The 25,202-nt window shown below is 34.3% G+C and carries 29 protein-coding genes and 1 pseudogene; 23 read left to right on the top strand and 7 right to left on the bottom strand.

The genetic code is table 11. The annotated features are described in order from the left end of the window. Positions 1–174 precede the first annotated feature (174 nt). Complete coding sequence (locus CJF12_RS03640; RefSeq protein ID WP_034686560.1) at positions 175–1,449, bottom strand: NAD(P)/FAD-dependent oxidoreductase; 1,275 nt, start codon at positions 1,447–1,449, stop codon at positions 175–177. Between the two features lie 310 nt (positions 1,450–1,759). Here CJF12_RS03640 and CJF12_RS19835 point away from each other — a divergent pair, with 310 nt between their 5' ends. The 13 genes and pseudogenes from CJF12_RS19835 (at position 1,760) to CJF12_RS03580 (ending at position 10,759) form a co-directional block, all read left to right on the top strand. After that, the gene (locus tag CJF12_RS19835) at positions 1,760–2,011 is read left to right on the top strand and encodes a bacteriocin-like protein (protein ID WP_034686559.1); all 252 of its coding nucleotides are present in this window, start codon (positions 1,760–1,762) and stop codon (positions 2,009–2,011) included. 80 nt (positions 2,012–2,091) lie between these two features. Continuing rightward, positions 2,092–2,310, top strand: coding sequence for a bacteriocin-like protein (locus tag CJF12_RS03630; RefSeq protein ID WP_034686558.1), 219 nt, complete (start codon positions 2,092–2,094; stop codon positions 2,308–2,310). A 465-nt stretch (positions 2,311–2,775) separates the two neighbouring features. Beyond that, the gene (locus CJF12_RS03625) at positions 2,776–3,015 is read left to right on the top strand and encodes a hypothetical protein (RefSeq protein WP_034686557.1); all 240 of its coding nucleotides are present in this window, start codon (positions 2,776–2,778) and stop codon (positions 3,013–3,015) included. Positions 3,016–3,052: 37 nt separating this feature from the next. After that, complete coding sequence (locus tag CJF12_RS03620) at positions 3,053–3,565, top strand: hypothetical protein (protein ID WP_034686555.1); 513 nt, start codon at positions 3,053–3,055, stop codon at positions 3,563–3,565. 192 nt (positions 3,566–3,757) lie between these two features. Beyond that, positions 3,758–4,165: an EamA family transporter gene (locus tag CJF12_RS20120; protein ID WP_228379110.1), complete on the top strand. Its 408-nt coding sequence runs from the start codon at positions 3,758–3,760 to the stop codon at positions 4,163–4,165. After that, on the top strand, positions 4,162–4,500 hold the full coding sequence (locus CJF12_RS20115; protein ID WP_228379109.1) for an EamA family transporter: 339 nt from the start codon (positions 4,162–4,164) through the stop codon (positions 4,498–4,500). Before CJF12_RS20120 ends, CJF12_RS20115 begins: the two co-directional genes overlap by 4 nt. A gap of 481 nt (positions 4,501–4,981) precedes the next feature. Then, positions 4,982–5,809, top strand: coding sequence for a phosphatase PAP2 family protein (locus CJF12_RS03610; RefSeq protein WP_034686553.1), 828 nt, complete (start codon positions 4,982–4,984; stop codon positions 5,807–5,809). Next, complete coding sequence (gene eptA, locus CJF12_RS03605; protein WP_034686551.1) at positions 5,796–7,322, top strand: phosphoethanolamine--lipid A transferase EptA; 1,527 nt, start codon at positions 5,796–5,798, stop codon at positions 7,320–7,322. The genes CJF12_RS03610 and eptA overlap by 14 nt, the downstream gene beginning before the upstream one ends. Before the next feature lie 408 nt (positions 7,323–7,730). After that, positions 7,731–8,048: an ArsR/SmtB family transcription factor gene (locus CJF12_RS03600; protein ID WP_034686549.1), complete on the top strand. Its 318-nt coding sequence runs from the start codon at positions 7,731–7,733 to the stop codon at positions 8,046–8,048. Positions 8,049–8,270: 222 nt separating this feature from the next. Next, positions 8,271–8,729, top strand: coding sequence for an SRPBCC domain-containing protein (locus CJF12_RS03595; protein ID WP_034686548.1), 459 nt, complete (start codon positions 8,271–8,273; stop codon positions 8,727–8,729). Between the two features lie 224 nt (positions 8,730–8,953). Further along, positions 8,954–9,533: pseudogene (locus tag CJF12_RS03590) on the top strand (YdeI/OmpD-associated family protein). A gap of 225 nt (positions 9,534–9,758) precedes the next feature. Beyond that, entirely contained in the window at positions 9,759–10,148 is a 390-nt protein-coding gene (locus CJF12_RS03585; protein WP_034686547.1) for a DoxX family protein, read from the top strand. 50 nt (positions 10,149–10,198) lie between these two features. Next, positions 10,199–10,759 (top strand): DUF4256 domain-containing protein, encoded by a 561-nt coding sequence (locus CJF12_RS03580; protein ID WP_034686546.1) that lies wholly within the window; start codon positions 10,199–10,201, stop codon positions 10,757–10,759. Positions 10,760–10,895: 136 nt separating this feature from the next. On the opposite strand, the gene CJF12_RS03575 is transcribed toward CJF12_RS03580, so the two are convergent. Beyond that, positions 10,896–11,858, bottom strand: coding sequence for a hypothetical protein (locus CJF12_RS03575; protein ID WP_034686545.1), 963 nt, complete (start codon positions 11,856–11,858; stop codon positions 10,896–10,898). Positions 11,859–12,111: 253 nt separating this feature from the next. Between CJF12_RS03575 and CJF12_RS03570 the strand changes: the two genes are divergently transcribed. Further along, the gene (locus CJF12_RS03570) at positions 12,112–12,612 is read left to right on the top strand and encodes a hypothetical protein (protein WP_034686544.1); all 501 of its coding nucleotides are present in this window, start codon (positions 12,112–12,114) and stop codon (positions 12,610–12,612) included. A 102-nt stretch (positions 12,613–12,714) separates the two neighbouring features. Then, entirely contained in the window at positions 12,715–13,038 is a 324-nt protein-coding gene (locus tag CJF12_RS03565) for a hypothetical protein (protein ID WP_034686543.1), read from the top strand. Between the two features lie 61 nt (positions 13,039–13,099). On the opposite strand, the gene CJF12_RS03560 is transcribed toward CJF12_RS03565, so the two are convergent. Then, positions 13,100–14,128, bottom strand: coding sequence for a threonine aldolase family protein (locus CJF12_RS03560; protein WP_034686541.1), 1,029 nt, complete (start codon positions 14,126–14,128; stop codon positions 13,100–13,102). Between the two features lie 85 nt (positions 14,129–14,213). Here CJF12_RS03560 and CJF12_RS03555 point away from each other — a divergent pair, with 85 nt between their 5' ends. Next, a complete protein-coding gene (locus CJF12_RS03555; protein WP_034686540.1) occupies positions 14,214–14,867 on the top strand; it encodes a metal-dependent transcriptional regulator in 654 nt (217 codons plus the stop codon). 57 nt (positions 14,868–14,924) lie between these two features. Here the strand turns inward: CJF12_RS03555 and CJF12_RS03550 are convergent, their stop codons facing one another. Continuing rightward, positions 14,925–15,833, bottom strand: coding sequence for a DMT family transporter (locus tag CJF12_RS03550; RefSeq protein ID WP_034686539.1), 909 nt, complete (start codon positions 15,831–15,833; stop codon positions 14,925–14,927). A 119-nt stretch (positions 15,834–15,952) separates the two neighbouring features. Here CJF12_RS03550 and CJF12_RS03545 point away from each other — a divergent pair, with 119 nt between their 5' ends. Next, the gene (locus CJF12_RS03545) at positions 15,953–16,435 is read left to right on the top strand and encodes an Lrp/AsnC family transcriptional regulator (RefSeq protein WP_034686538.1); all 483 of its coding nucleotides are present in this window, start codon (positions 15,953–15,955) and stop codon (positions 16,433–16,435) included. A gap of 155 nt (positions 16,436–16,590) precedes the next feature. Then, the gene (gene blaIND / locus CJF12_RS03540) at positions 16,591–17,313 is read left to right on the top strand and encodes an IND family subclass B1 metallo-beta-lactamase (RefSeq protein WP_034686566.1); all 723 of its coding nucleotides are present in this window, start codon (positions 16,591–16,593) and stop codon (positions 17,311–17,313) included. Positions 17,314–17,448: 135 nt separating this feature from the next. Here blaIND and CJF12_RS03535 read toward each other — a convergent pair whose 3' ends face one another. From CJF12_RS03535 to CJF12_RS03525, 3 genes are read right to left on the bottom strand one after another with little or no spacing between them, the layout of a single operon-like run. Then, positions 17,449–18,588, bottom strand: a complete 1,140-nt coding sequence (locus CJF12_RS03535; protein WP_034686537.1) for a hypothetical protein — start codon at positions 18,586–18,588, stop codon at positions 17,449–17,451. 28 nt (positions 18,589–18,616) lie between these two features. Continuing rightward, positions 18,617–19,519, bottom strand: a complete 903-nt coding sequence (locus CJF12_RS03530) for a TssN family type VI secretion system protein (protein WP_034686535.1) — start codon at positions 19,517–19,519, stop codon at positions 18,617–18,619. 54 nt (positions 19,520–19,573) lie between these two features. Then, a complete protein-coding gene (locus CJF12_RS03525; RefSeq protein ID WP_034686534.1) occupies positions 19,574–20,515 on the bottom strand; it encodes a type VI secretion system baseplate subunit TssG in 942 nt (313 codons plus the stop codon). A gap of 330 nt (positions 20,516–20,845) precedes the next feature. Here CJF12_RS03525 and CJF12_RS03520 point away from each other — a divergent pair, with 330 nt between their 5' ends. The 5 genes from CJF12_RS03520 (at position 20,846) to CJF12_RS03500 (ending at position 25,129) form a co-directional block, all read left to right on the top strand. Continuing rightward, on the top strand, positions 20,846–21,637 hold the full coding sequence (locus CJF12_RS03520; protein ID WP_034686532.1) for a S1/P1 nuclease: 792 nt from the start codon (positions 20,846–20,848) through the stop codon (positions 21,635–21,637). A gap of 211 nt (positions 21,638–21,848) precedes the next feature. After that, a complete protein-coding gene (locus CJF12_RS03515) occupies positions 21,849–22,715 on the top strand; it encodes a sigma-70 family RNA polymerase sigma factor (protein ID WP_002979276.1) in 867 nt (288 codons plus the stop codon). Positions 22,716–22,889: 174 nt separating this feature from the next. Continuing rightward, complete coding sequence (locus CJF12_RS03510) at positions 22,890–23,483, top strand: hypothetical protein (protein ID WP_034686530.1); 594 nt, start codon at positions 22,890–22,892, stop codon at positions 23,481–23,483. Positions 23,484–23,485: 2 nt separating this feature from the next. After that, entirely contained in the window at positions 23,486–23,992 is a 507-nt protein-coding gene (locus CJF12_RS03505) for a GNAT family N-acetyltransferase (RefSeq protein ID WP_051887360.1), read from the top strand. Between the two features lie 18 nt (positions 23,993–24,010). Further along, entirely contained in the window at positions 24,011–25,129 is a 1,119-nt protein-coding gene (locus CJF12_RS03500; RefSeq protein ID WP_034686528.1) for an FAD-dependent monooxygenase, read from the top strand. Positions 25,130–25,202 lie beyond the last annotated feature (73 nt).

Genomic DNA, 25,202 nt, shown 5'->3' with positions numbered 1-25,202 from the left:
ATTACAATAGTCGTATTAAACAGATTCAGGGAATTATGAAATAGGTTGGGGAATATTTTAAATAAAAAATTAAGCCATGGTAAAATAAGGACTCTCTTAACGATTTTGTTTTACATTAAAGTAGATAAGAGAGTCCTATTTTATGAAAGACCAATAATGAATATGAAAATTTCTTTATTGCCGATCTTTATCCGTTGATCTTTTGGGATAAAGAATTAATCGTATAGAAGGATTATTCGTGATAAACAATCTAAACCAGTCTAATGCCAGACGGATTTTGCTACCAAACCCAACAAGAGGTATAATATGAATGAACAGCCATGTAAGCCATGCCGTAAAACCTCTAAAAGAAAATTTAGGAAGATCGACTACTGCATTATATTTTGAAATAATAGCCATACTTCCCTCATCATTATATGAGAAAGGAGCAAGCGTTTTTTCATCCGCCAGACTAATTAAGTTTTCAGCCAGATTTTTCCCTTGTTGTATCGCTACCTGAGCAAGCTGTGGGTGTCCTTGGGGAAATTTAGGATCGGTAAGTTGCAGGCAAATATCTCCTAGTGCATAGATATCCTGCGTTCCTTCAACCCGGTTATAGGCATCCACCAGAATTCTTCTTCCTCTTCCAATACTTTCTTTTGGAATTCCCGGAACTTCCCGGGCTACTACTCCGGATGTCCAGATCAACGTTTGAGTACTGATGGAAGTGCCATCGGACAACATTACTTTGTTATCCACATAATCTTTTACCGAAACATTGAGCAGGATCTTTACGCCCAGTTTTTTTAAAGTCTCATAAGCCGTTTCCTGTGCCATAGTACTCATCGGTGAAAGTAAAGCAGGTAAAGCATCAATGAGATATAGATTAGAATGACCCACTTTTATTTCCGGATATTCTTTCTCGGCAATATATCTTCCCATTTCTGCAAGCATTCCTGCTAATTCTACCCCGGTAGGACCGCCACCTGCGATTACAACATTTTGTAGTCTTTCAACAGCCTCAGGATCTTTATTTCGAGCTGCTTCCTCAAGATTTAATAGCATATGATTCCGCAAATAAAGAGCTTCTTTGATATTTTTCATGGGAAGAGCATTTTTCTGCACATTTTCCATGCCAAAAAAATTAGATTCCGTACCTAAAGCCAGAACCAGATAATCATAACTTAAATCTCCCGTATCCGTCTCAATAGTTCTATGTTCAGGATCAACTTTAAGCAAGCTGCCCATATGAAAATTAACATTTTTATAATTTGAAAATAACTTACGGAACGGATAACTGATATTAGAAGCCTGAATAAAAGAAGTGGCCACCTGATAAATAAGCGGTGGAAAAAAATGATAATTATTTACATCAACCAGTGTAATTCGGAATCGTTGATCCTTTTTTAGGGATTTTATAAGATTAATTCCTGCAAATCCACCACCAACAATTATAATATGTTTTTTCATACTGAATTAATATTTGAAGTACTTATCCAATCATCCAACAATAGTACCAAAAATTAAAATAAAACCTGTAAGAAATTAACGATACATTAACATTCCAAACCACACCTTACTGTTTCGAAAATTATTTAGCAAATGGTCAGAAATAGCAATTATATTGGAAAAATTAAACTTGCGGTATATTCATTAAATAAGACTTATGTTAATGGAATATTAAATTATAAAAATATTTAATTATTTTTTCAAAAAAAATATCAACATATTCTAATTATTCATATCTTAGTGATGTATTAACCATATAAAAAATTATATCATGAAAAATTTAAAAAAATTAAACAGAAATGAGTTAAAAACTATTTCAGGTGAAGGAATTTTCGATAACATCGGAGGTGTTATCGGTGGTCTAGGAGGTGTAGTTGGAGGAGTGGTAAACGGAGTAGGTACTATCGTTGGAGGTGTTGTACATGATACAGGTGTTCTTGTAGGTACTACATTATGCAACGTACAGTGCGTAGTGAATGGAGTAATCCAAATTAAACTACTTTCTTGCGGATCTACTTGCTAAAATAAGCAAGTCCATAAAAATATACCGCTCTTTTTAGAGCGGTTTTTTTGATAAAAAATTAACCAAATAAAAGGATAATCATGAAAAATTTAAAAAAACTAAACAGAGACGAACTAAAAACCATTTCAGGAAATGGATTACTTGACAATATTGGAGGTGTAATAGGGGGCTTAGGTGGAGTAGTGCAAGGCGTACTGCATGATACGAGTGTACTGGTAGGTAATACTTTGTGTAATGTACAGTGCGTAGTAAATGGAGTAATCCAGATTAAACTACTTGCATGTGGAACAGCCTGTTAAGACCATCAACGTTTATTAAATAGTAAAGCCGCTCTTTAGGGCGGTTTTTTTATAAATATCAACAACCAGATAATCTTCAACAATTAGTCTAATAGAAATCACAAAACTCCTAATTGATCAATGGAGAGTTCATCAGGTATTTGTCATTGTGTAGAATTTCTTCATGATTTTATGACGCAACAAAAAGTAATCTGCCAATAGTCAGTTGGGGCGAAAATCAGAAGATAATTTTTAAAATGAACTTAAACGCATTAGACATAAAATAATTAAAGAGCTTAAAATTTCTATGCGTGTTGTATGATGAAAAACATATTGGAACGATCTGTGTGACGTTTCAATTCTTCACACATATGCAATTTAACATAATATAAATTATAGGACTTTTTATAACCCAAGTTATCTACCTTTCTATTGGTCTCTACCTATTAAATTTGTATCTTAACATGACCAATCAAAATAATTATCATGGAAACAAACTCGGAGTCATTTAAAATCTTCATTGCCGGCGGATACGGTATTGTAGGATCCAATATTGCGAAACTTGTCAGAAAGTATTACCCGCAATCCCATATCCTTATCGCAGGCAGAACTCCTGACAAAGGACAATCACTTGTCAATGAATTAGGAAATGCCAGTACGGTCATGCTCAATCTTAAGGATGACCAGGTTCCTGAAGAAATAAAAAATTCAGATATTAGTACATGAAATTGCTAAAGAATTCAAACAAATAGATCAGATAGAAATGGTTGCGAATAATGATCCCGATGATCTTTTAGGTCCGTTATCCGTAGGAGATTTAGATCAAGAGTATGGTGATGTGATGTTAAGAAACCATGGATCATGGATCAAAAGCAAAGAATCTAGAGAGATCATCATGGCCGATGGACTCAAAGGCACAGGCTTTCCTATTACTATTATGGATACTGCAGCCGTGGCCGGGATGACTGAAGCTAAATCCGTTCGATTCGAAGTATCTGCAGAAAAATCTATAGGAATGGCTAAGACCAATACACCTTCAATGGATTTGTATATTGAAGCCAAAGGTATAGACCTATCCGGTAAAGAAATCACAAGAAGAGTAATCGCATCGCATCCGGGAGGCCAGGCAAAATGCACAGCTTTTGGGGCTTTATTAGCGATTAAAACAATACTGTCAACTACTAAAAAAGGATTCCTGTTTCTGGAATACCTTATGGATCTTGATCTTGCATTTAAAGAGATGAAAGATGAAGGAATGGAAATTACATTTCAATAATTTATAACATACCACTATAATTATATAGCTATGAATCACGCGAGCTGTCTTCCTCCTCCAAGATTTTAATATTTCAGGATTACACTGAAGTATCAACAAACGCGGGTAAAATTTTTATCGGCTGTTTTCTAATACTTCCAATTTGACTCAATATTAATTAAAATCTTTGTCCTCAGGACAGACAGATCATCCATGAAAAAATCCTATTTATTATTGCATGCCGGTGTTATACTGGCAGGGTTTACCGGTATATTTGGAAAACTGATAACTCTTAATGAAGGTTTATTGGTTTGGTACCGGCTTTTGCTTTCTTCTATCGTTTTATTCATTGTTCTCAAATCGCTGAGAATCCGCTGTAGCATTTCCGCCCGGGAAAAAATCCATATAGCCCGGGTTGGATTATTGCTTACTTTACATTGGTTATTTTTTTACGGTAGTATCAAGTACTCCAATATTTCCATTGGTGTAGTTTGTTTTTGCCTGACCAGTTTTTTCACAGCTCTATTCAAACCCATCATAGATCGGGAGCCGTTTAAAATTTCAGAACTTTTGCTTAGTCTGTTAACCGTTTTGGGGAAGTCATTAACTACTACCAGATGATCGGAGGAACCGTTTTTCTAGGGGCTCTCCTACCGTTTTATCTGCATTTTTTCCCTGTACAAAGCATTATTCCAAGCTTTAAAGATATGGGATATTTGGTTATTCTGGTTGTTTTCTGTACTGTAGGTTTGTACATCATATTCGCGGAAGTTTTAAAAACGATTCCAGCATTTACAGTCAATTTAACATTCAATTTAGAACCTGTTTATTCCATTATCCTGGCATTTATATTCTTTAATGAAAGCAAGCAGGTCAATCTTGCCTTTTATATAGGGCTCTCGCTGATCGTAACCTCAGTAGTCATGCAAACCTTGATATCAGTTAAAAGAAAGTAATACCGAATCCTTCTTATCATTATAAGAAGGATTTTTCAAATACAATAAATCACACATATGTGATAATTTATTTTTAGCTTAAACACCTATAGTTCACCAACAATGTTTTTAATTAAAAATTTAAGAAAAATGTTGATTTTAAAAAAAAGTCTTAAAAGTCATTAATTTTTTTCAAAGAGAAAAAGTATTTTCATATCTTACGGCCGAAAATAACAGTTTGATAATCAGAGTTTTAAAATTAATTTTATAACATTTAATTTTATTTTAATATAAAAATATACTTACAAAAATAATTTTATTGATATATTTTCCATAGAAAATATCAATATCTATAATAATAATTTTACAAGCTAAAAAGACATGAAGCTTATAAATGTTTTTATATAAAATAGGAAATTATACGAATTAATACAATAAAACAACCAATAAACAAGAATAAAAAACTATAGTTTATTAAAAAAGATTTAAAAAACCAAATGATATGAACAAAACTGTTATTAATAATTACAATAAAGTTAGCTTAACTTTATTGTATTTACCCGCCTTACTACTCCTTTCGATAGTCTTTTTTCTTTATAGGCAAGATGCCCTGTCTATCGAATCATACGTACACATTCAAAAACACTGCTTCTTTTTTCTAAATTCAAAACTATCACAATATCCCAATATACAATACAACCTTACCCAATTTGGAGATGCGCTTATTTTTTTGTCATTTTTAACAATTTTCATTGTTTATGCTCCCAAAATATGGGAAGCTATAGTTCCGGCATCATTAACTTCAGCTCTATTGTGTAGTTCTTTTAAAGCATTATTTACCATTCCTAGACCTGCTGCTGTATTTGATAACAAAACTTTTGTAATCATAGGAAAAACTTTATCCGGACGTAACAGTCTGCCTTCCGGGCATTCTATAACAATCTTTGTGGTACTCACTATTTTACTGTTTGCCTTTATGCCTAAAAAGCTTACATACAAAATCATCTGGTGCAGTGCCATAATCATTATAGGGCTAATTCTTGCCTTCACAAGAGTCGGCGTTGGCGCTCATTATCCTCTGGATGTCATCATCGGGAGTATTTTAGGATATATCGCTGGAGTTGTAGGTATTTTTATCAGTCAAAAATATAATCTATGGACATGGATCAAACATAAAAATTACTATCTTGTTGCCATATTAATCCTCATAGTTTGTATTATTATTTTAATCAATAAAATACTTAATGAAAACCTCGTTATATTTTATCTTTCACTCATGAGTCTAATCACTTCTCTATATATAATTACCCGCATTTATGTTAAAAAGTAGTCTGAAATTATCGGGTTTCGCTTTGTTAATGAGCGTCCTTAATTTTTTATTTTTTCACCTTCCCTTTTTCACCTTTGTCTTTAATAATGTTGATTATAAAAGTTTCAATGGTATTATTCTCATCATTAGCCTGATTATCATCATGTTGGTTGCCAATTTTTTTGTTTATTACCTCATATTTTTCCTTTCGCGTTATGTGGGAAAATTTTTATTGGTACTCACTTTCATTATTAATTCAATCGCTGTCTATTTTGTTAATACTTATGGTGTTATCATAGACGAAAGTATGATTGGGAATGTTTTCAACACCAATTATCAGGAGTCCAGCAGCTTTTTCTCAATAAAACTGGTACTGTATGTGATTCTATTGGGTATACTACCCAGTATCTATATCATTAAGGTTAAAATTATCAATGTTCCTCTTAAAAAGTTTTTAATCACTTCTTCTCTTTCCTTATTATTCATGCTTGTTTTGGCATTTGTCAATGCGAGTAACTGGTTATGGATTGATAAAAATTCAAAAACATTAGGTGGTCTTGCCATGCCGTGGTCTTACTCGGTCAATACTTCCCTTTTCTATATTCATGAATACAAAAAAAATGAAAAAGAGATCCTATTACCCAAAGCAACTATCAAAGATCATGAGAAATCTGTTGTCGTTTTAGTGATAGGAGAATCAGCAAGAAGCCAAAACTTTTCTTTGTACGGATATGGAAAGAACACCAATCCCCTACTTTCTAAGGTTCCAAATTTATCGAGCTTTAAAGCAACATCCTGTGCAACATACACCACTGCCGGTGTAAAATGTATTTTAGAACATACCAACTCTGATAAGCTGTATGAAATTTTGCCTAATTATCTATACAGAAATGATGTAGAGGTCATTTGGAGAACCACCAACTGGGGAGAGCCTCCCGTTCATATTAAAAACTATCAGACCAAAGAAAGTTTAATGCCTGGTTGCAAAGGCGAAGGTTGTAATTATGACGAAATTCTTTTGAGCGGCCTCAAAGAACAAATAGAAGCAAGTAAAAAAGATAAAATATTAATCGTCCTGCACACCAGTACCAGCCATGGACCTAGTTACAGTAAGAAATATCCGGCCCAGTTCGAAACTTTTAAACCTGTTTGTAACAGTGTTGAATTAGGAAACTGCTCCCAACAGGAACTTATCAATGCTTATGACAATACCATTATTTATACAGATTATATCCTATATAACGTCATTGAAGATCTTAAACAATTAAAAGAATACAAAAGTGCTATGCTCTTTGTTTCAGACCATGGAGAATCTTTGGGAGAAAAAAATCTTTATATGCATGGAGTTCCATTAAGTATTGCCCCTAAAGAACAATACGAAATCCCTTTTATAGTATGGGTATCGGATGGTTCCAAACAGCTTAAACCTGAAAAGGATAAAGTATTATCCCAAAACAATGTCTTTCACAGTGTTCTCAATTTTCTAGGGATACAAAGTCCTGTTTATAATGAAGAAATGAACATCTTTAAATAATAGTCATATTACAACTCAGAAATAGAATCAAAAGCCTCTTGTTAAATATAACAAGAGGCTTTTCAATAGATATACTTCCTAAAATATTAAAGATTAAATTCTCCTTCATCGATTACTTTTCTATCCTGGCCATTCTCTTCCAACATCACGCTACCAAAATATCTTTTAGCAGCACTGTTAAACGTTGGAGCCACTTTAACAAACTGAACTTTAAACACAGGTTTTGAATATCTTCCCCCACATAGCTTTGGACATCCCCTTGCATTTTTTCTAATACAGTAAATACTGAAGCATAATACACCTAGCCGATCTATTAAAGAATTATAAAATCGGCAGCCAATAATTTTCTTAAAAAAAATTTGTGTAGTTAAATAACTTCATATATATTTGTAGTCAAATAACTACACAATGAATTTAAGAAGAGATGTATTTCAGGCAATAGCGGATCCAACCAGAAGATCAATTCTGATATTGGTATCTACTCAGGCAATGACTGCCGGAGCCATTGCTTCAAATTTTGATACAGCAAGGCCTACCGTTTCCAAACATTTACAAATCCTTACGGAATGTGAACTTTTAACCCAGGAACAAAACGGCCGTGAAATGATCTACCACCTAAATCCCAATAAAATGAAAGAAATAGCCGACTTTATAGACCCCTTCCGCAAAATGTGGGACGACAGATTTAATAAATTGGAGGATATAATGAAGAAATATAAAGCTTAGGGATATGAGGTTCGAGTTACGTGATGTGAGTTACAAGTTACGTGATGCGAGATAAGGATACATTTTTTCAACATCACTCTCAAACTCATAACTCTAAAACTCTTACCCCTCAGAACCCGAACCACGAACCTCGCAACTCCAAAACTCTAATACCCTCCCACTCTAAAACTCTCAAACCCGTAACCCGAACTACGAACCTCACAACACCAAAAACTCAAAATCATGGAACTAAAAACTAAAATTCACGCCGAAGACAACAAACAGGAAATACAAATCGTCAGAGAATTTGACCTCCTGGTAGAATTAGTCTTTCGGGCTTATACAGAATCGGAAATTTTTGAACAATGGATGGGAATCAAAGTCTTAAAAATGGAAAATACGCAACATGGAAGTTATTTGTTTGAGACTTCTGACCCTCAGGGAAATGTTGTGTTCAGTGCTCATGGAACGATTCATGATCTCGTTCCCAATCAACAAATTACCCGAACTTTTGAAATGAAAAATGCGCCTTTCCCACCCCAATTTGAATTTTTGACGTTTGAAAAGCTAACAGACACCACCAGTAAATTAACTATCCATATCATCTATAAATCAGTGGACTATAGAGATCAGATGCTGAAATTACCTTTCGCTCAGGGAATCAATAAGGCTCATAATAGACTGCAAGAAGCATTTAAATAGGTAGTAGATATTAGGCTGCAGGAGCTAGAAGTTAGAAGTTAGAAGTTAGAAGTTAGAAGTTAGAACAAAAATAATACATCTAAACGCACCTTAACTCTCCTACTCTAAAACTCTAAAACTTTTAAACCCCACAACTCGTATCCCTAAAACTCTAATACTCTCACACTCTCAAACACGAACCTCTGAACCCGAATCACGTAAGTCATAATCATAAACTCCCAAACATGAATCCAAAAGTTGATTTTTTCTTTGACAAAGCCGGACAATGGCAGAAAGAATTTGAAAAATTAAGAGCAATTGCTTTAGATACAGGCCTTCAAGAGGAATTAAAATGGGGCTGTCCCTGTTATACTTACCATGGAAAAAATATTTTTCTGATCCATGGATTTAAAGAATATTGTGCCCTACTCTTTTTTAAAGGCACATTACTAGATGACCCTCAACATATACTTATCCAGCAAACTGAAAATGTACAAGGAGCAAGACAGATTCGTTTTACCGATCTTAAAGAGATTTCCGGTCTTGAAAAAAGTGATCAAAACCTATATGTACGAAGCGTTAGAAGTAGAAAAATCTGGACTGAAGGTAGAGATGAAAAAAACAAAGGAATTCACCATGCCGGAAGAATTTCAATGTAGATTGGATCAGAATTCTGAATTGAAAAAAGCATTCGGAGATTTAACTCCCGGAAGACAAAGGGCTTATCTACTCTACTTTTCTTCGGCTAAACAATCTAAAACCAGAGAATCAAGGATTGAGAAATATATCCCACAAATTCATATAGGAAAAGGACTAAACGATTAACAAGTTGCTTTTAATTGGTAAAGCTACAAATAAGCTTTCCCGCTTTTGATTATAGAAACATTCGTGCATTCATAACAATAATTTTTAAAGCCACGAATGCACGAATAAAATCAACTCTCTTTTGATTAAGAACTTGAAAATAAAAGCAATATACAATATCTTAATAATGAAGCAATTTGTGCATTCATAACCATAATCAAATAATTTAAACTAAATATCACCATCATGGAAACATCAACAAAATCTCAAAAAAGAAACAAGATCATCTACTGGATTTTTATGCTATGGCTCTCATTAGGAATGATTTCTACAGCTATTGTCCAGCTTTTAAAAAACAAAGATGAAGTAGAAAATTTTACAAGTCTGGGATATCCTATTTATCTTATGATCATTATCGGAGTATGGAAAATTTTAGGCGTTATCGCTGTACTTATTCCTAAAACCCCTTTATTAAAAGAATGGGCTTATGCCGGATTTTTCTTTGTTATGTCAGGAGCTATTATTTCACATATGGCGTCAGACCATAACTTTAGTAAAATATTCGCTTCATTATTATTATTAATTCTAACTATAATTTCCTGGTACTTCAGGCCTGCTGACAGAAAAATGATTTAATAAATTTTGAATACTTTTAAAAGAAAAATAACCACACCAATTCCACTCTTATGAAAAACAATAAAAAACTAAACCAAGAACAAACCGAAGAATTATTCAAAACACTAAAAACCCGTTTTGAGAAAAATAAACCCCGTCATAAAAATTTGGATTGGAATAAAATCCAGTCAAAACTGGAAGCTCATCCTGAAAAGCTATGGTCATTAAATGAAATGGAAGAAACTGAAGGCGAACCTGATGTAGTAAGATATGATCAAAAAACAGATGAATATATTTTTTTTGATTGTTCTCCTGAAAGCCCTAAACGTAGAAGCCTATGCTATGATTATCAAGCCTGGGAATCAAGAAAAGCCAACAAGCCAGAAAGCAACGTCATTGATAAAGCCTCAGAAATGGGGATTGAATTATTAACAGAAGATGAGTACCGCCAGCTTCAGGAATTAGGAAAGTTTGATTTGAAAACATCAAGTTGGGTAAAGACTCCGGCTCATATCAGAGAACTGGGAGGAGCTATTTTCTGTGACCGTCGATACAATATGGTATTTATGTATCATAACGGCGCTGATTCTTATTATGCAGCAAGAGGTTTTAGAGGGAGTTTGAGAGTTTGAGAAATAATTTTTAAAATTTCAATGTTTATTTATACTCTCGCAGATTTTGCTGATCTGAGTTGCATAATCTTATAGCTGAAAAATCTGCGAGAAAAAAAAATTAATATATTATTCTTAGAGTCTTATCAATGAACACTCATAACTCACGCTCAAGCCATGGCGACTCCACGCTCCAGAATATAATATTGACACCAAGATAATTTTGTGCATAATTCACAAATTCATCTTTAGTAAAAGGTTTCTCCGTTTTTGGATTTTTATATGTTAAAGTTGGTTCCTGCACAGCCATAGCAACCAGAGAGAGTTTTCCTTTATATTGATTAAAGAAAGGATAAGAATTTTTCATCTGAGCATTTTTTCCTGGAACAATATCCGGACCACCCAAACCTATATTGTTCTTTTCAGCAAACTCAAATAATCTTGACATATACTGATGGTCATTTTCCCATTCACAAGGAAAAAAATTGACATATTGCAAAACATAAGATTTCTCAAAGACACTTCTTGTAAACTTAAGATTTTCCAATTCTGCCTGAAAGTAAGCATCACAGCTGAAACCCGTTTTATCTTTTTTGATATTAAGATCAATAGCTGTTTCCGGCAGATTAATTCCCTGAATTTTTCCATCAAACTTTTTAGCCAGTTCTCCTAACAATTTTTGAAATCTCTTACGGACCTCAGGGTTCCATTGCTGGGTTACCCATCCATTCCCAATCGGTTGGTTTTCACCGGGATTATCATATTGAGGAACTAACCCACCGTTATATTCTTTGTCCTTCAGAATATAGTCCGGCACGTATCGGGCTTGCGGTTCAAAAAATCTGTCCTGAAGCTGGATAAATAATTTTCGATCTAATTGGATTAAATAATTCAGATCTTTTTCGATGCCTGAAAAATCATAAACATCTTTTTCAGGTTCCAGAGACTTCCAGTTATAAACAATCTGAACTCCACCAATATCTTTTCGGGTAATCATTTTTTCTATACTATGGAGATCACCTGAAGAAGTATAAATATAGTTTTGAGGGGTTTGTGATTTTAGGAAATTCATTCCGTGTATAATCAGAACAAGTGTAACCAGTTTAAAAAATTTATGCATAAGCGTATTTTGATTTCTCTTTTATAAACATTTTTCGTGCCTAATTATTTTTCCGCTCTACGATAAAATATCCGGAAATATTTTTTTTAACCGATTCTCAGCCATTAGACAAATACTGATATATCCAAATTTTATCCTACATAATTTCACTTCTAAAAAATATTTTTTTTATTTACATGTAATTTTCTTTCATATGTAATTAGTATTATTAATTTAGCACTAACGAATTTGATTAAATATAATAACTAAGGATATGAAGAAATTAATAATGTTAAGTTCATTAGGTATATTTTTAATGAACTGTAATAAAAAAACAGAAACGGTAGCTCCAAAAGTAGAGACAGATTCTACAGCTGTTGTGGAAACTGTAGTAGATACTTTGGGGCCGAAATCGTTTTGCTATTTGGGAGTCATTGGAAAAGATAGTGTTTTTGCATCTATTGATGATAATCTGGGAACGATCAGCGGAAAATTAGTCTATAAAAACAATGAGAAAGACAGCTCCAAAGGAGATGTAACTGGTTTTAAATCAGGAGATACACTAAAATTAACGTACGAATTTCAATCTGAAGGTACAAAGAGCAAACGTGACATTTTCTTTATTCAAAAAGACAATACTTTAATTGAAGGAATTGGCGATCATAAAGAAGAAAATGGACAGAGTAAGTATGCAAATGAAAAGAAAATTACATACAAAGATGGTCCCAAAATGGAAACGGCAGATTGTGCAATGATTACAAAAGCTTTGAAATAAAATATTTTTCGTTATTATTCATTAATTATTAAATTATTTACGCATAGTATTTGCTATACAAGAATTTAATTCATTTGAATACTAACAACTAATCACAACTTTATGCAAAGTTTACAATTCAAGCCTTTTTCAAAAAGCGAACTTATCGAAGGACTTAGGAATACATTTCCTAAGTATAAAATCCAAACGAGCTTTGGAGCATTACAAGTCCGTACCAGTGGTTTTACGATCACCGGAAATGTCAAAATAAACGCTCATCCTGAAACAGGTAGGGTAAGCACACAGACCAATAATGACATGTCTATGTTTTACCTGATCTTCTCGTTTCCAATTGCTATTTATATTATGACAAAAAAGGAAAAGATCAAACAGCTTGAAAATGAAGTAGTCGAAGGTCTCAAAAAAATCCTTGAGCAACAGAATTAATAGAGCTTCAAGAAATAAAAAATAAAAACAGCCTATAAGGCTGTTTTTATTTTATGATAGATTAGAAATTTTTAATAATTTCAATAAAATCATTCACTGCTTCATCAGGAGTATTCCAGGAAGTAATAAGACGGATAGCAGAAAAATTTTCATCGATTTTTTTCCACACATAAAAATCAAACTTCCCCGATAACACCTGAATTAAATCATGAGGTAAAATAGGGAAAATCTGATTGGTATAGGTATCTGACAACGATTCGAATCCCTTTTCTTTCAAAGCATTTTTGATCTTCATTGCCTGCTGATTAGCGTGACGGGCCAGATCAAAATACAAGTCATTTTTCATCAGCTCTGCAAATTGAATTCCCAATAATCTACCCTTTGCCAGCAGTGCTCCTTTTTGCTTAATATTATAGGCAAAATCTTCTTGAAGTACTTGATTATTAAGCACTATAGCCTCTCCAATTAAAGCTCCGTTTTTAGTTCCACCCAAATAAAAAATGTCAGTCAGCTGAGCTACCTTTTCCAGTGTAAGATCACTAATTTCAGCCGTTAATCCATGCCCCAATCTTGCACCGTCCATGAAGAGATACAGTTGATTTCGTTTACAAAAGTCGGAAAGTTCTTTCAGCTCCTGATGATTGTAAACAGTTCCCAGTTCCGTAGAATTGGAAATATAGACCAGTTTTGGCATTACCTGATGTGGAACATTCATATGTCCTTCCAGAACAGGAACAATATCAGATGGTCTTAATTTCCCATCTGCAGTTTCAATACTTAAAACCTTATGACCGGTTGCTTCGATCGCTCCGGCTTCATTATTCAAAATATGTCCTGTAGAAGCTGAAACGACACACTGGTAAGGTTTTAAAATCGAAGAAATAACGATCAGATTAGCTTGTGTTCCCCCCGACACCAGATAGACTTCAGAGTCTTTATTATTAATTTTTTCTTTGATCAGTTTTTTTGCCAGTAAAGAATATTCATCTTCACCATAGCCGGCCTGCTGATCAAGATTATGCTGTAAAAGAGATTGTAAAATATGAGGATGGCATCCCTCTGAATAATCGTTTTTGAATGAGAATTTCATACTGTAAAATTAAAAAAACTTCCTGCAACAAGCATGGAATTTTAATAATATTTTGTTAGATTTGTATTGAAAATCATCTAACATTTTGAAAACAACATTAACAGAAGAAAACTATCTGAAGGCTTTGTTTCATTTGATTGATAATGAAGGAAAAGTAACAATTAACGAACTGAGCAAATTTTTAAATGTAAAAATGCCGAGCGTTAATAATATGATGAAGAAATTCGCAGACAAAGGCTGGGTCATCTACGAAACCTATAAACCGCTCCGTGTCACTGAAAAAGGAAAAAGGGAGGCCGCGCTGGTAGTACGCAAACACAGGCTTACAGAAATGTTTCTGGTAAAGAAAATGAATTTTGGCTGGGAAAATGTACATGAAATTGCCGAACAGCTGGAGCATGTACATTCACAGGTATTCTTTGATAAGATGGATGAAATTCTGGATTATCCAAAGTTTGATCCTCATGGAGAGCCGATTCCTGATAAAGACGGAAATATCATAGCACAGGATTTGCAGAAATTGAGCAATTGTGAAGTAGGCGAAACAGTTATTTTTGCTTCTGTAACCCTTTCTGACGACGCATTTTTAAGTTATCTCAACGAAAGAAAACTGCTTTTAAATACCAAAATTAAAGTCATTAAAATTGAAAACTTTGACAAATCGGTAACCATTGAAATCGAGGGTAAAAAAGAAATTCTCAGCAAAAAAGCAACGGAAAAAATACTGGTAAAAAAATAATCAAAGAATGGCGGCACTGAAAATCTCTGCCACCTTTTTTATATATTACATTCCTTATTATTCAGGCTCTGTTTTGATCACTTTTTTTGATGCTCTGCTAAGTAAAAATACAGTCGAAACAATAAGCAGACTTCCCAACCAGTCAATCGTTGAAAAAGAAACATGCAGCCACAATACAGCTAAAATAGTAGCGGAAAGTGGCTCCGCAGAGGCAAGCAAGCTGGTTTTCTGTCCACCAATAATCTGTACCGCAGTTAAATAGGCATAAAATGCAGTCAATGTTCCAAATATAACAATGAATGCTGTATACCAATAGGTCTGTATGTCCCAGACTCCTTCAACATCCCACGGAGCTTTAACAAAGCTAAATGCAAAGCCTCCACAGAACATTCCCCAACCTATCACTACAGAAGATTTATATTTAGATAACAGTCGAACAGGCTGTAAGGTATAAATAGCCAATGCAACAGCAGAAGCCAAACCAAAAAACAAAGCAGTCCCGGAAATAGAGAGCTGATCGATATCCCCATGGGTAACAAGTAAAAATGTTCCTAATACGGCTAAAATAATAGCCAGAAGCTCTAGCAGAATAGGAACCTTTTTATTTTTACAAGCCAGATAAATGGCAATCACGACAGGTCCGGCATATTGAAGAACCGTTGCTGTCGCAGCATTGGAATATTTAATCGCCGCAAAATAAGTATATTGTACCGCTAGCATTCCGGTAATGCTGAATACTGCAAGCTGAATAGCATCTTTTTTATTTTTCCAGATTTCAAAAAGATCCAACTTCTCTCCGAATCTGGCAAACAGAAGCAGGCAAATCCCCGATACCAGCATCCGAACTGTAATCATCCATTCGATATTAATACCGCGCTGCTGAAACAAAAATTGTCCAAAAGTACCGGATACTCCCCAAAGCAATGCTGCTAAAACCGCCAGGAAAAAACCTTTAAACGCTCCCATATGGTATAATACAAATAGTTTTTATTAGAATGCAAAAATGCATCAAAAACAGGTTGTTTTTTTATGAATTTTCATAGGTTATTTGCAAATTTGTTTCACCAATTAATACGTTTCAAGTTTTGAAAAATTTAGACCATTTTGACAAGCTGATTCTTGGGATCCTGCAAAAGGATAACCTGACTCCGCAAAGGGATATTGGCGAGCATATAGGCTTGTCTGCAGCAGCCGTTCAACGACGGATTAAAAGAATGAGGGAAAAAGGAATCATCAAAGCAGATGTTTCGGTAATCAATATTGATGAGTTGAAACATTCGATAACATTGATCGTTGAAGTATTCTTGGAAAGTGATAAAATCAGTCTGGTTGATCAGATGAAAAAAGTTTTCATTTCAACTCCCGAAGTACAGCAATGTTATTATGTAACCGGCGAAGCTGACTTTGTACTGGTAATTGTTGTTCCCTCAATGAAAGATTACGAACAGCTTACCCGCAAAATATTTTACAATACCAATAATATTAAACATTTTAAAACCTTAGTATCAATGGATACCATGAAATCCAGTCTGGAAATACCACTAAGCATTTTAAACCAGCTTGAATAAAGCTTATGAATATGGTATGCAACCGTTAAAAAACGGTTAAAATTGTTCTTGATAAATGCTTAGTATTTTAAATTTAGTTAGGTTTGCAAAACATTCTGCCGAAGCTTCATCTTTCTAAAGAGCAGTGCAATTTTAATATTTATCCTAAAAAAATTATGAGAAAAAGCATTCAATTTTTTATTGTTTCTATGGTGTGTTTAAGTTCGTTAATAAACGCACAGGTACGAAATTTTGTTATCGAACCTCCTATTCAGCCCAATCTTTATATCTACAAGTCTTTCGGAGTTTTTGGTGGTAAAGAATACTCTGCCAATGCAGTCTATCTTATTACTAAAAAAGGGGTTGTTTTATTTGATGTTCCATGGCAAAAAACACAATATCAAAGCCTGATGGATACTATAAAAAAACGTCATAACTTACCTGTAATTGCTGTATTTGCTACACACTCCCATGAAGACAGAGCAGGAGATTTAAGCTTTTTCAACAAAAAAGGAATTAAAACCTATGCTACAGCAAAAACCAATGAACTTCTGAAAAAAGAAGGAAAGGCAACCTCATCACAGATCATTAAAACAGGAAAACCTTACCGTATCGGTGGTGAAGAGTTTGTTGTGGATTTCCTTGGCGAGGGACATACGGTTGATAACGTGGTCGTATGGTTTCCCAAGTACAAAGTATTGGACGGCGGATGCCTGGTCAAAAGCAAAATCGCAACAGATTTAGGATATACAGGAGAAGCAAACGTAAAACAGTGGCCACAAACTATGGCAAAGTTACAAACCAAATATGCTGGAGCCACTTTGATAATTCCCGGACACGACGAATGGGAAGGCGGCGGCCATGTAGAACATACTTTGGAACTCCTCAACAAAAAATAAAATACAGAAGAAAACATAAAAAAGACCTGATACGAAATGACAGGTCTTTTTTATGAAAACTAACCGTTAAACTTTGTTCCAGGCAACAAAAAAATCCCGTGAAAACGGGATAATTTATTTAGAATTGATAAGTAATTAGTCTAATACACTCCAGCCTCTTTTAGGGTTGGCATTATTAGATACTTCTTGTTCGTTAACAATAATATTCTCTTTTCTCTGACCGATATAATCAAGTTCACTCAGCTTAGAGAAAATCGTCTCCAGGCTTCTCAGCATCTGCTGAATATACAGTAATGGTTCCCCACAATTATTATGGTCATAATTGGTTTCAGCAACAATGGAAAGCTGATTAAGCAATGTATGAGGAGCTATTTCACTCCATTCCAGACTGTAATTGAGCATTTCCTCCAGTTCCGCAGGAACAATAACCTGAGTCGTATTGTACAAACGAAGCGCTAGTTTTGCGAAAGAATCAATTAAAAAAACAGGTGGTTGCCATGGAATGATATTTCTAAACTGAAAATACATATCCCCAAAGGTATTGACAAGTGTAGTACACAAGAGCTTAACGTTTTGTGCTAATGCCGTATTCTGATTTTTATGTGACGCTTTTTGAATAATCTTGAAAGCGTATTGTTGAAGGTTTCCTATCGATTTGGCAAAGGTTGTATAATAATCAACCAATACCGGATGACTTTGAATAGAAGTACATGGCGGAATAAAATTAGAATTAACCTGAGCAATATTACCTTTTAAATCTACCTTACCCACAATCAGATAATTTCCCCCTGAGTAATTGCTGTTCAAAGAAGTTACAGGCAATAATTCTATGTGATAGTTAGGTTGCGCATTGGGATGACGCGGCGGAATCTCTTCCGGATCTATATCTCCAAAAGGTACTTTATCAAAAGGATTAACTGAAATCAGAATGTAATATTCCCCGTCAGCCTGCTCTTCATTCATCGATTTAGCCAACGATTTTACGCTCACTCTCCTATCGCTCAGTTCAATCCTGTATCCAGCCAGAGAAACTGCACTGCAACGTTTAATAACCAACTGGACATCATTTGTCGCTGTATTATGAACGTCAAAAATCGTTTTATCTGTGAATTCATTGGAAATAGGAAGAAGCCCGTAATTATATGGTGTAATTCCAAGAGAGTTTGAATCTCTTATCGTATCAATTAAAAAATTATCCTGATCATTAAGGTGCTGCTGAGAAACTTTCATCCCATCGACCCAATTGATTGCAAAATGTTTAATAGGCTGTATCATAGTAATACTTTTAATTTGTGTGTGGTGATTATGATTTTCTGGTTACTCCCTCTTCTTCATGTTGAATAACCCTTTTACAAATAACGACTTCATTTTCAGAAATGTTGTTTGTAATAATATCCTGGTTAAAGTCTATATATTTTCTAAAGCTGAAAAACGATTTTTTCGTGTAAAATATCCAATAATAAGACTCCCTTTCTTCGTCAGTAAGATGGATGACAGACTTAGGGTTTTTATGATTATAATCGTCTACAACCCTATAAAACCAATCTCCGAATGTAACTCCCGTCGGTAAGGTCTTAGCTTTTATTCTAAATCGGTTGGCATCTTCCAGGTTTTTGCTTAATTCTACATTCAGGACCATTAACCTGTCAAAATCAGCACCTTCAAAATCCGGTAGCCTTTGATCCGGAGAATATCTCCAGGTTTTATAAATATCAACCGGAATACTGATAAACTGAATATAGCAATAGTAGAATACCATTGGAACAACAAATATGATAATACTGGTGGCTGACATAACTGCATATCCGGTTCCCCTACTCATCCAGTTAAACAAGAGTACAAAAAGATACCCTCCAAAAGCAATACACGTCAGTGAAAGAATAGATTCAAATAAGATGCTCATCGGCACAGAGTCAATATGCTTTTTAAAATATCGGTGAAACAGGTTAACATGGATAATTCCAAAAATAAGATAGATGATTTGTGCAATAAGATACCAGTACGGATTAAAGAGATTTCCGGCAAAACCGAAAAAACCAGGCAATGCCAGACATAAGCTACAAAGCAAAAAATAAATGATAATGACTTTAATTTTTATGGCAGGTTTATTTCTTCTGATTACACCCAGTATAATCATCATAATCACTGCTATTAAAGGCATTAAAATATATCTTAAAAAGATTCCTTTTACTGAAGAAATTTCCATTTGTTGTTTTTCAGATTTATATTGTATTGGTGCTTGTAAATATACTAAAATATTTTACAGGAAAGTAGAGTATCCAAGGCGGTTGGCATTTCTTTCGTCATCTTCCAGCTTGAATGAATATTCTTTTTTCTCTGTGATAAAATTCTCAATAATATCTACGGTTACAGGAAGAAAATAATCATATAAAGCCTGAAGTACTTTTCTGAAAGGATTCCCCGGAATATACATTTTCATATTTTCGTAAGGTATAGGCCCTATATTCACGACCCAGTTTCTTTGTCCATCCATATGCCTTCCACTTGGGATGTAAGTAACTCCCAGTCTTGAATTTCCCAGCAACATAGAATCATCATTCTCTTCTATATCATCTATAATATTCGGTGTAAATGTTATTTCTACCGGAACTCTGAGAAAAGCGGTTAAACATCTTTCAAACCATCGCTTATCACCGCGGATCTGGTGAAAAAAAGGGAGAATATGCATAAAAACATAAGCATCTTCCTTCTCCAGTAATTCTACCACCGGCCAAAGTTCACTTACCGTATCCAGTAAAGTATCCGTGTCACTGGAAATATCAAAATCGTACTCCTTCAGCAAAGCACTGATTTCCGTAAAAAAAATCTCTAATTCAAATGGACGGAAAAATTTTCGTGCATCCTCTTCTACCCGCTTCTGTTTACGTATTTCCTTAACGACACTTTCTACATTTTTTCTCGAAGTACTTAATGAAGGCGGATGAAACAGACCTTCCGGAAGGTAATCATATATCCCTTCTCTATAAGTTTCTATTGTAAAAACTTCCTCGTCAAATCCTAAGTAATTGCTCGAAATACTTTTAATGTCCTTTAAATAAGCCCTGTCATTAATTCCGATTCGTTCAATGAAGATATTGCTTACTGCCCTGTGGTATTTCAAAAGATTAACCGCTACCGATTCGGCCTTAAAATCGGTCTGCAGCTTATTGTAATGCATATCTACAATATTATTCTCATACATAGTGTTTCCTGTGATTAAGTGGCTTGTAAAGATAATATATCTCGCGACATTGAAAAAAAATTATTATACAATTTTTATATTTCAGACTTCATAATATTATTAATACAGGTAAAAATATCATTTTTTTATACAATCACAACCAAATTAACATAAAAGTCAAGAAATAAAAAAATAGTCCTGTTAACAGAAGTTAACCTAAGATCTCTAATGATACGGACAATTTAAATTGAGATGACCTTTTAATCTTATTTCTAAAGTAAGAAATTACTTTTTTTTGCTTTCAGTTAGAAAAACCTACTCTATCTTTGCAAACTGAAAATGTTATTTATAATGAAAAGTATTTGTTCTAAAATTTTAATTTTAGCATTCATCGCCTCTTCTCTTTACTCCTATGCATGGGGATTAACAGGGCACAGAATTATTGCAGAAATTGCAGAAAATCACCTTTCCGGAAAAGCAAGGAGAGAAATCAGAAAAATAATGGGCCAAGAACGTCTTGCCTATTGGGCTAATTGGCCTGATTTTATTAAATCTGATACAACAGGAGTTTGGAAACAAGCCTCTGCATGGCATTATGTGAATATTGAACCACAGGCTGACTTCAAAACATTTGAGCGGAACCTTAAAGCTCAGGCTGGTCCTAGTCTTTACTCACAAGTGAAAACATTATCGGCTCAGGTAAAAGATAAAAACACCCTTGAAAAGGATAGAAAAATTGCTTTGATTTTCCTTATCCATATTATGGGAGATCTTGCACAGCCTTTACATGTAGGAAGAGCAGATGATTTAGGTGGAAATAAAATTAACGTAACATACTTTGGTGATAAAACGAATCTACACTCTGTTTGGGACGGGAAACTAGTAGATTCTCAAAAATACAGCTATACAGAATATTCAGCATTATTGGATATTAAGACAAAAGATGAAGTAAAGCAGATTCAATACGGAACATTGGAAGACTGGTTATATGATTCTCATAAAATTGCCAATAGAATTTATGCACAGACTCCCGATGGTTCAAAATTATCGTATGACTACCAGTATAAATTCAATGATACCCTGGAAAGACAGCTTCTCTACGGTGGTTTAAGATTAGCAAAACTGTTGAATGATTTATTTTAGTTATAGGTTATGATTATTGGTGGGTAGCAAATACAGCAATCCTCAACTATCAACTATCAACTATCAAACAAATATACAGGGCGGAACTTCGGTTTCGTCTTTTTTGTTTTTATAAAATTCAGCTTAAGTTCAAAAAAAATTAAAACTGGTGTAACCTTTTCACCTTCTCAAACGTATAATATATAGTAACTCTAGTTTGAGGATAAAATAAATGAGACAGTTAAAAATTACTAAGCAGGTTACCAACAGGGAAACTGCTTCACTAGACAAGTATTTGCAGGAAATTGGTAAGGTAGAATTGATTACTGCAGACGAAGAAGTAGAATTGGCACAAAGAATCCGTGCAGGTGATAGAGCCGCATTGGAAAAGTTAATTAAAGCCAACCTTCGTTTCGTAGTTTCTGTATCTAAGCAATACCAAAACCAAGGTCTTTCTTTACCCGATTTGATCAATGAAGGAAATTTAGGACTTATGAAAGCTGCAAAAAGATATGATGAAACCAGAGGTTTCAAATTTATCTCTTACGCAGTTTGGTGGATTCGTCAATCAATTTTACAGGCGTTGGCTGAACAGTCAAGAATTGTAAGATTGCCACTAAACAAAATTGGCTCAATCAATAAAATCAATAAGGCATACGCTCACCTTGAACAGGAAAATGAAAGACCTCCTTCACCGGAAGAACTTGCTGAAGTACTAGACATGAGCGAAGAGGATATTAAAGAATCTATGAAAAACTCCGGTAGACACTTGTCTATGGATGCTCCTTTAGTAGAAGGTGAAGATTCTAACCTTTATGATGTATTACGTTCTGGAGAATCTCCAAGCCCGGATAAAGACTTAATGCTTGAATCACTTCAAATTGAAATCGAAAGAGCATTGAATACTTTAACTCCGAGAGAGGCTGATTTGGTAAGATTATACTTCGGACTGAACGGAAAACACCCAATGACCTTAGAAGAAATTGGTGAAACTTTCGATCTGACCAGAGAAAGAGTTCGTCAGATCAAAGAAAAAGCGATCAAAAGACTAAAACACAATACCAGAAGCAAGATTTTAAAATCTTATCTAGGTAAATAATTTTAGGCTTAATAATTAATAAGCGGAGTTTGATTTCAGACTCCGCTTTTTTTTATCTTTGTGTCTTAAATGTAAACTAATCTGGTAAAATCAATGAACACGATTTTCATTCCGAATACAAAAACTAAGAAAGTTCTCCTATCCTCGAAATGACAGATTCGCAAAAAACACTTTATGAAAAAAATACTCTATCCATTATCTCTCACTATCCTCTTATTTTCATGCACAGAAAATAAATCCGAAACGACATCTGTAGCAGATAATGTAGTTGATAATGCAGCTACCCCTCTATCAGGTTCCTTAAAAAGTAAAAGAGGCCAGGACATCATTGATCAGATTTATTTTGAGCTCATTAAAGATGATCAAAACCTTAAGGCCCTTGATGATAAAATAGAAAATACCAACAGAGAAGCTGCCAAAGTCATCTCTGAATACAATAAAATTCTTGATAAATCAGAATTATACTATCGTGATGCCCGTTATCATGTCAACTCTATAAGTGATTCTCTTCTGAAAAAGGAAATTACAAAAGCTATTGAAAACAGCTCTGATCAATACCTCTCTAAAATCAAGCATGTAAAAGACTTAATTGCTCAGGTCAATGCCAATGAAACGAGAATGAATGACCTGTATACCGTTTTCAAAACTAAAAAAACATTACCTGAAATAGAAAAATACCAAAACGCTCATCCTTTAAAATCGGATGATTTAAATACTTTCATCAATAAACAGCACCAATTGTTGGATGAACTTAAAAACCTAAAGTAATAATGCAATATACCACTCAATGGCTCAATGATAAAAGCCGTGTGAAGGAATTAGTCAATTTCTTCATCACCCATAAAACAGAATCTTATATTTCTCATGGAGAAATCATCTCCGGCCGTGCTGAAAACTCACATGAATGGAGTCCTAACCTGGAATCTATATTAACGGAACAGCTTACCTCTGATTTTAATTCTGAAGGCTCTTCTTCATCGAAATTAGAGATTCTAATTGCAGAAAATAATGAAGGAAATATCATCGGAATGCTTCTTTTCAATGTTATCAATAGTGGGTTTAAAAAGTATGCTGTATTGGAAGATATGTTGTTAGATAACTCTGTCCGTGGGCAGTCTATCGGAAGTGCTCTTCTTGAAAAAGCCATCCTGGAATCAAAAAACTGGAATATTAATTTTATTCTGTTGGAAAGTGGAATTGATAATAAAGGGGCTCACCACTTCTTTGAAAAATATGGATTTAAAAAAGTTTCTGAAAATTATATCCTAACTTTATAGGATAAATAATAAAGCCAGATGAATTCAATTTCGATCATTGGAGCCGGCATTGGTGGTCTTACCCTTGGGAATATTCTTAAGCAGCATAATCTGGATTTTAAAATTTATGAATCTGCCCCGGAAATACGACCTGTAGGAGCCGGAATTATGATGGCCATGAATGCCATGCAGGTATTCGACCAGCTCCACCTAAAAGAAAAAATTGAAAGCGCAGGAAATACAATTCATGGAATTTCAATAACGGATGCATCTTTAAGATCTATTTCAACCACAAACAGTACCGAATACGAAAAGAAGTTCAATGTGAGTAATGTAGCAATTCACAGAGCAGAATTACAAAGAGTTCTTGCTGAAAACGTTGGATTTGAAAGCATTCGTCTCAATCATACTTTAGAAAAAATTGAAAAAAAGGATCACTATACTCTACATTTTGAAAATGGAACAGCTGTAGAAAGTGAAATCGTTTTCGGAGCAGATGGCATCAAATCTAAAATCAGAAATCAGATTTTTAAAACCGGAAAGATCAGAAACTCGGGACAAAAATGTTGGCGTGGATTAGTAAATTACAATCTCCCTGAAAAGTATCACCACGAAGCCTTAGAGATATGGGGGAAAGCCAAGCGATTTGGTTTTGTCAGAATATCGCCAACAAAAGTATATTGGTATGCTGTAATTAAGGATAAAGATTTTTATCCGGATATTGATTTACTATCTCTCTTTAATGATTTCAGCCCTATAGTGAAAGACATTATTTACACAACTAATATAAATGATGTTATTATAAACGATATTACAGACCTTTCTCCCATCCCCAAATGGTATTCCGACAACTTATGCCTGATTGGAGATTCAGCGCATGCAACAACCCCTAATATGGGACAGGGAGCATGTCAGGCAATAGAAGACGCATACATTATTGGAAAGCTATTGGAGAAAACTAAAGATTTTAATGCTGTTTTTGAAGACTTTCAAAAAATAAGGAGAAAAAAAGTGGATTATATCGTTAGTGCAAGTCGGCAAATAGGGAAAATGTCACTATGGGATCATGGAACCGGTTTACGAAATTTTTTAATGCGCCTTATGCCGGAAAGTACCAGTCAAAAAATGATCGAAAGATTAATACAATTGGAAAGGTAAACTAAATTCCATCTGAAAATATATACAACCATCTGTAAACATTTGTGCCATCTATGGTTGCATAAAAACCTTT

The sequence above is a fragment of the Chryseobacterium piperi genome, from assembly GCF_002285635.2.
Lineage (GTDB): Bacteria > Bacteroidota > Bacteroidia > Flavobacteriales > Weeksellaceae > Chryseobacterium > Chryseobacterium piperi.
The sequence above is the reverse complement of the archived record's forward strand: the minus strand, read 5'-3'. Positions and strand labels throughout refer to the sequence as shown.

What these genes read in the sequence shown, in the direction of transcription:
- CJF12_RS03640 (WP_034686560.1), bottom strand. Translation starts at nt 1,449, where the DNA reads ATGAAAAAACATATTATAATTGTTGGTGGTGGATTTGCAGGAATTAAT.
- CJF12_RS19835 (WP_034686559.1), top strand. Translation starts at nt 1,760, where the DNA reads ATGAAAAATTTAAAAAAATTAAACAGAAATGAGTTAAAAACTATTTCA.
- CJF12_RS03630 (WP_034686558.1), top strand. Translation starts at nt 2,092, where the DNA reads ATGAAAAATTTAAAAAAACTAAACAGAGACGAACTAAAAACCATTTCA.
- CJF12_RS03625 (WP_034686557.1), top strand. Translation starts at nt 2,776, where the DNA reads ATGGAAACAAACTCGGAGTCATTTAAAATCTTCATTGCCGGCGGATAC.
- CJF12_RS03620 (WP_034686555.1), top strand. Translation starts at nt 3,053, where the DNA reads ATGGTTGCGAATAATGATCCCGATGATCTTTTAGGTCCGTTATCCGTA.
- CJF12_RS20120 (WP_228379110.1), top strand. Translation starts at nt 3,758, where the DNA reads ATGAAAAAATCCTATTTATTATTGCATGCCGGTGTTATACTGGCAGGG.
- CJF12_RS20115 (WP_228379109.1), top strand. Translation starts at nt 4,162, where the DNA reads ATGATCGGAGGAACCGTTTTTCTAGGGGCTCTCCTACCGTTTTATCTG.
- CJF12_RS03610 (WP_034686553.1), top strand. Translation starts at nt 4,982, where the DNA reads ATGAACAAAACTGTTATTAATAATTACAATAAAGTTAGCTTAACTTTA.
- eptA (WP_034686551.1), top strand. Translation starts at nt 5,796, where the DNA reads ATGTTAAAAAGTAGTCTGAAATTATCGGGTTTCGCTTTGTTAATGAGC.
- CJF12_RS03600 (WP_034686549.1), top strand. Translation starts at nt 7,731, where the DNA reads ATGAATTTAAGAAGAGATGTATTTCAGGCAATAGCGGATCCAACCAGA.
- CJF12_RS03595 (WP_034686548.1), top strand. Translation starts at nt 8,271, where the DNA reads ATGGAACTAAAAACTAAAATTCACGCCGAAGACAACAAACAGGAAATA.
- CJF12_RS03585 (WP_034686547.1), top strand. Translation starts at nt 9,759, where the DNA reads ATGGAAACATCAACAAAATCTCAAAAAAGAAACAAGATCATCTACTGG.
- CJF12_RS03580 (WP_034686546.1), top strand. Translation starts at nt 10,199, where the DNA reads ATGAAAAACAATAAAAAACTAAACCAAGAACAAACCGAAGAATTATTC.
- CJF12_RS03575 (WP_034686545.1), bottom strand. Translation starts at nt 11,858, where the DNA reads ATGCATAAATTTTTTAAACTGGTTACACTTGTTCTGATTATACACGGA.
- CJF12_RS03570 (WP_034686544.1), top strand. Translation starts at nt 12,112, where the DNA reads ATGAAGAAATTAATAATGTTAAGTTCATTAGGTATATTTTTAATGAAC.
- CJF12_RS03565 (WP_034686543.1), top strand. Translation starts at nt 12,715, where the DNA reads ATGCAAAGTTTACAATTCAAGCCTTTTTCAAAAAGCGAACTTATCGAA.
- CJF12_RS03560 (WP_034686541.1), bottom strand. Translation starts at nt 14,128, where the DNA reads ATGAAATTCTCATTCAAAAACGATTATTCAGAGGGATGCCATCCTCAT.
- CJF12_RS03550 (WP_034686539.1), bottom strand. Translation starts at nt 15,833, where the DNA reads ATGGGAGCGTTTAAAGGTTTTTTCCTGGCGGTTTTAGCAGCATTGCTT.
- blaIND (WP_034686566.1), top strand. Translation starts at nt 16,591, where the DNA reads ATGAGAAAAAGCATTCAATTTTTTATTGTTTCTATGGTGTGTTTAAGT.
- CJF12_RS03535 (WP_034686537.1), bottom strand. Translation starts at nt 18,588, where the DNA reads ATGATACAGCCTATTAAACATTTTGCAATCAATTGGGTCGATGGGATG.
- CJF12_RS03530 (WP_034686535.1), bottom strand. Translation starts at nt 19,519, where the DNA reads ATGGAAATTTCTTCAGTAAAAGGAATCTTTTTAAGATATATTTTAATG.
- CJF12_RS03525 (WP_034686534.1), bottom strand. Translation starts at nt 20,515, where the DNA reads ATGTATGAGAATAATATTGTAGATATGCATTACAATAAGCTGCAGACC.
- CJF12_RS03520 (WP_034686532.1), top strand. Translation starts at nt 20,846, where the DNA reads ATGAAAAGTATTTGTTCTAAAATTTTAATTTTAGCATTCATCGCCTCT.
- CJF12_RS03515 (WP_002979276.1), top strand. Translation starts at nt 21,849, where the DNA reads ATGAGACAGTTAAAAATTACTAAGCAGGTTACCAACAGGGAAACTGCT.
- CJF12_RS03510 (WP_034686530.1), top strand. Translation starts at nt 22,890, where the DNA reads ATGAAAAAAATACTCTATCCATTATCTCTCACTATCCTCTTATTTTCA.
- CJF12_RS03505 (WP_051887360.1), top strand. Translation starts at nt 23,486, where the DNA reads ATGCAATATACCACTCAATGGCTCAATGATAAAAGCCGTGTGAAGGAA.
- CJF12_RS03500 (WP_034686528.1), top strand. Translation starts at nt 24,011, where the DNA reads ATGAATTCAATTTCGATCATTGGAGCCGGCATTGGTGGTCTTACCCTT.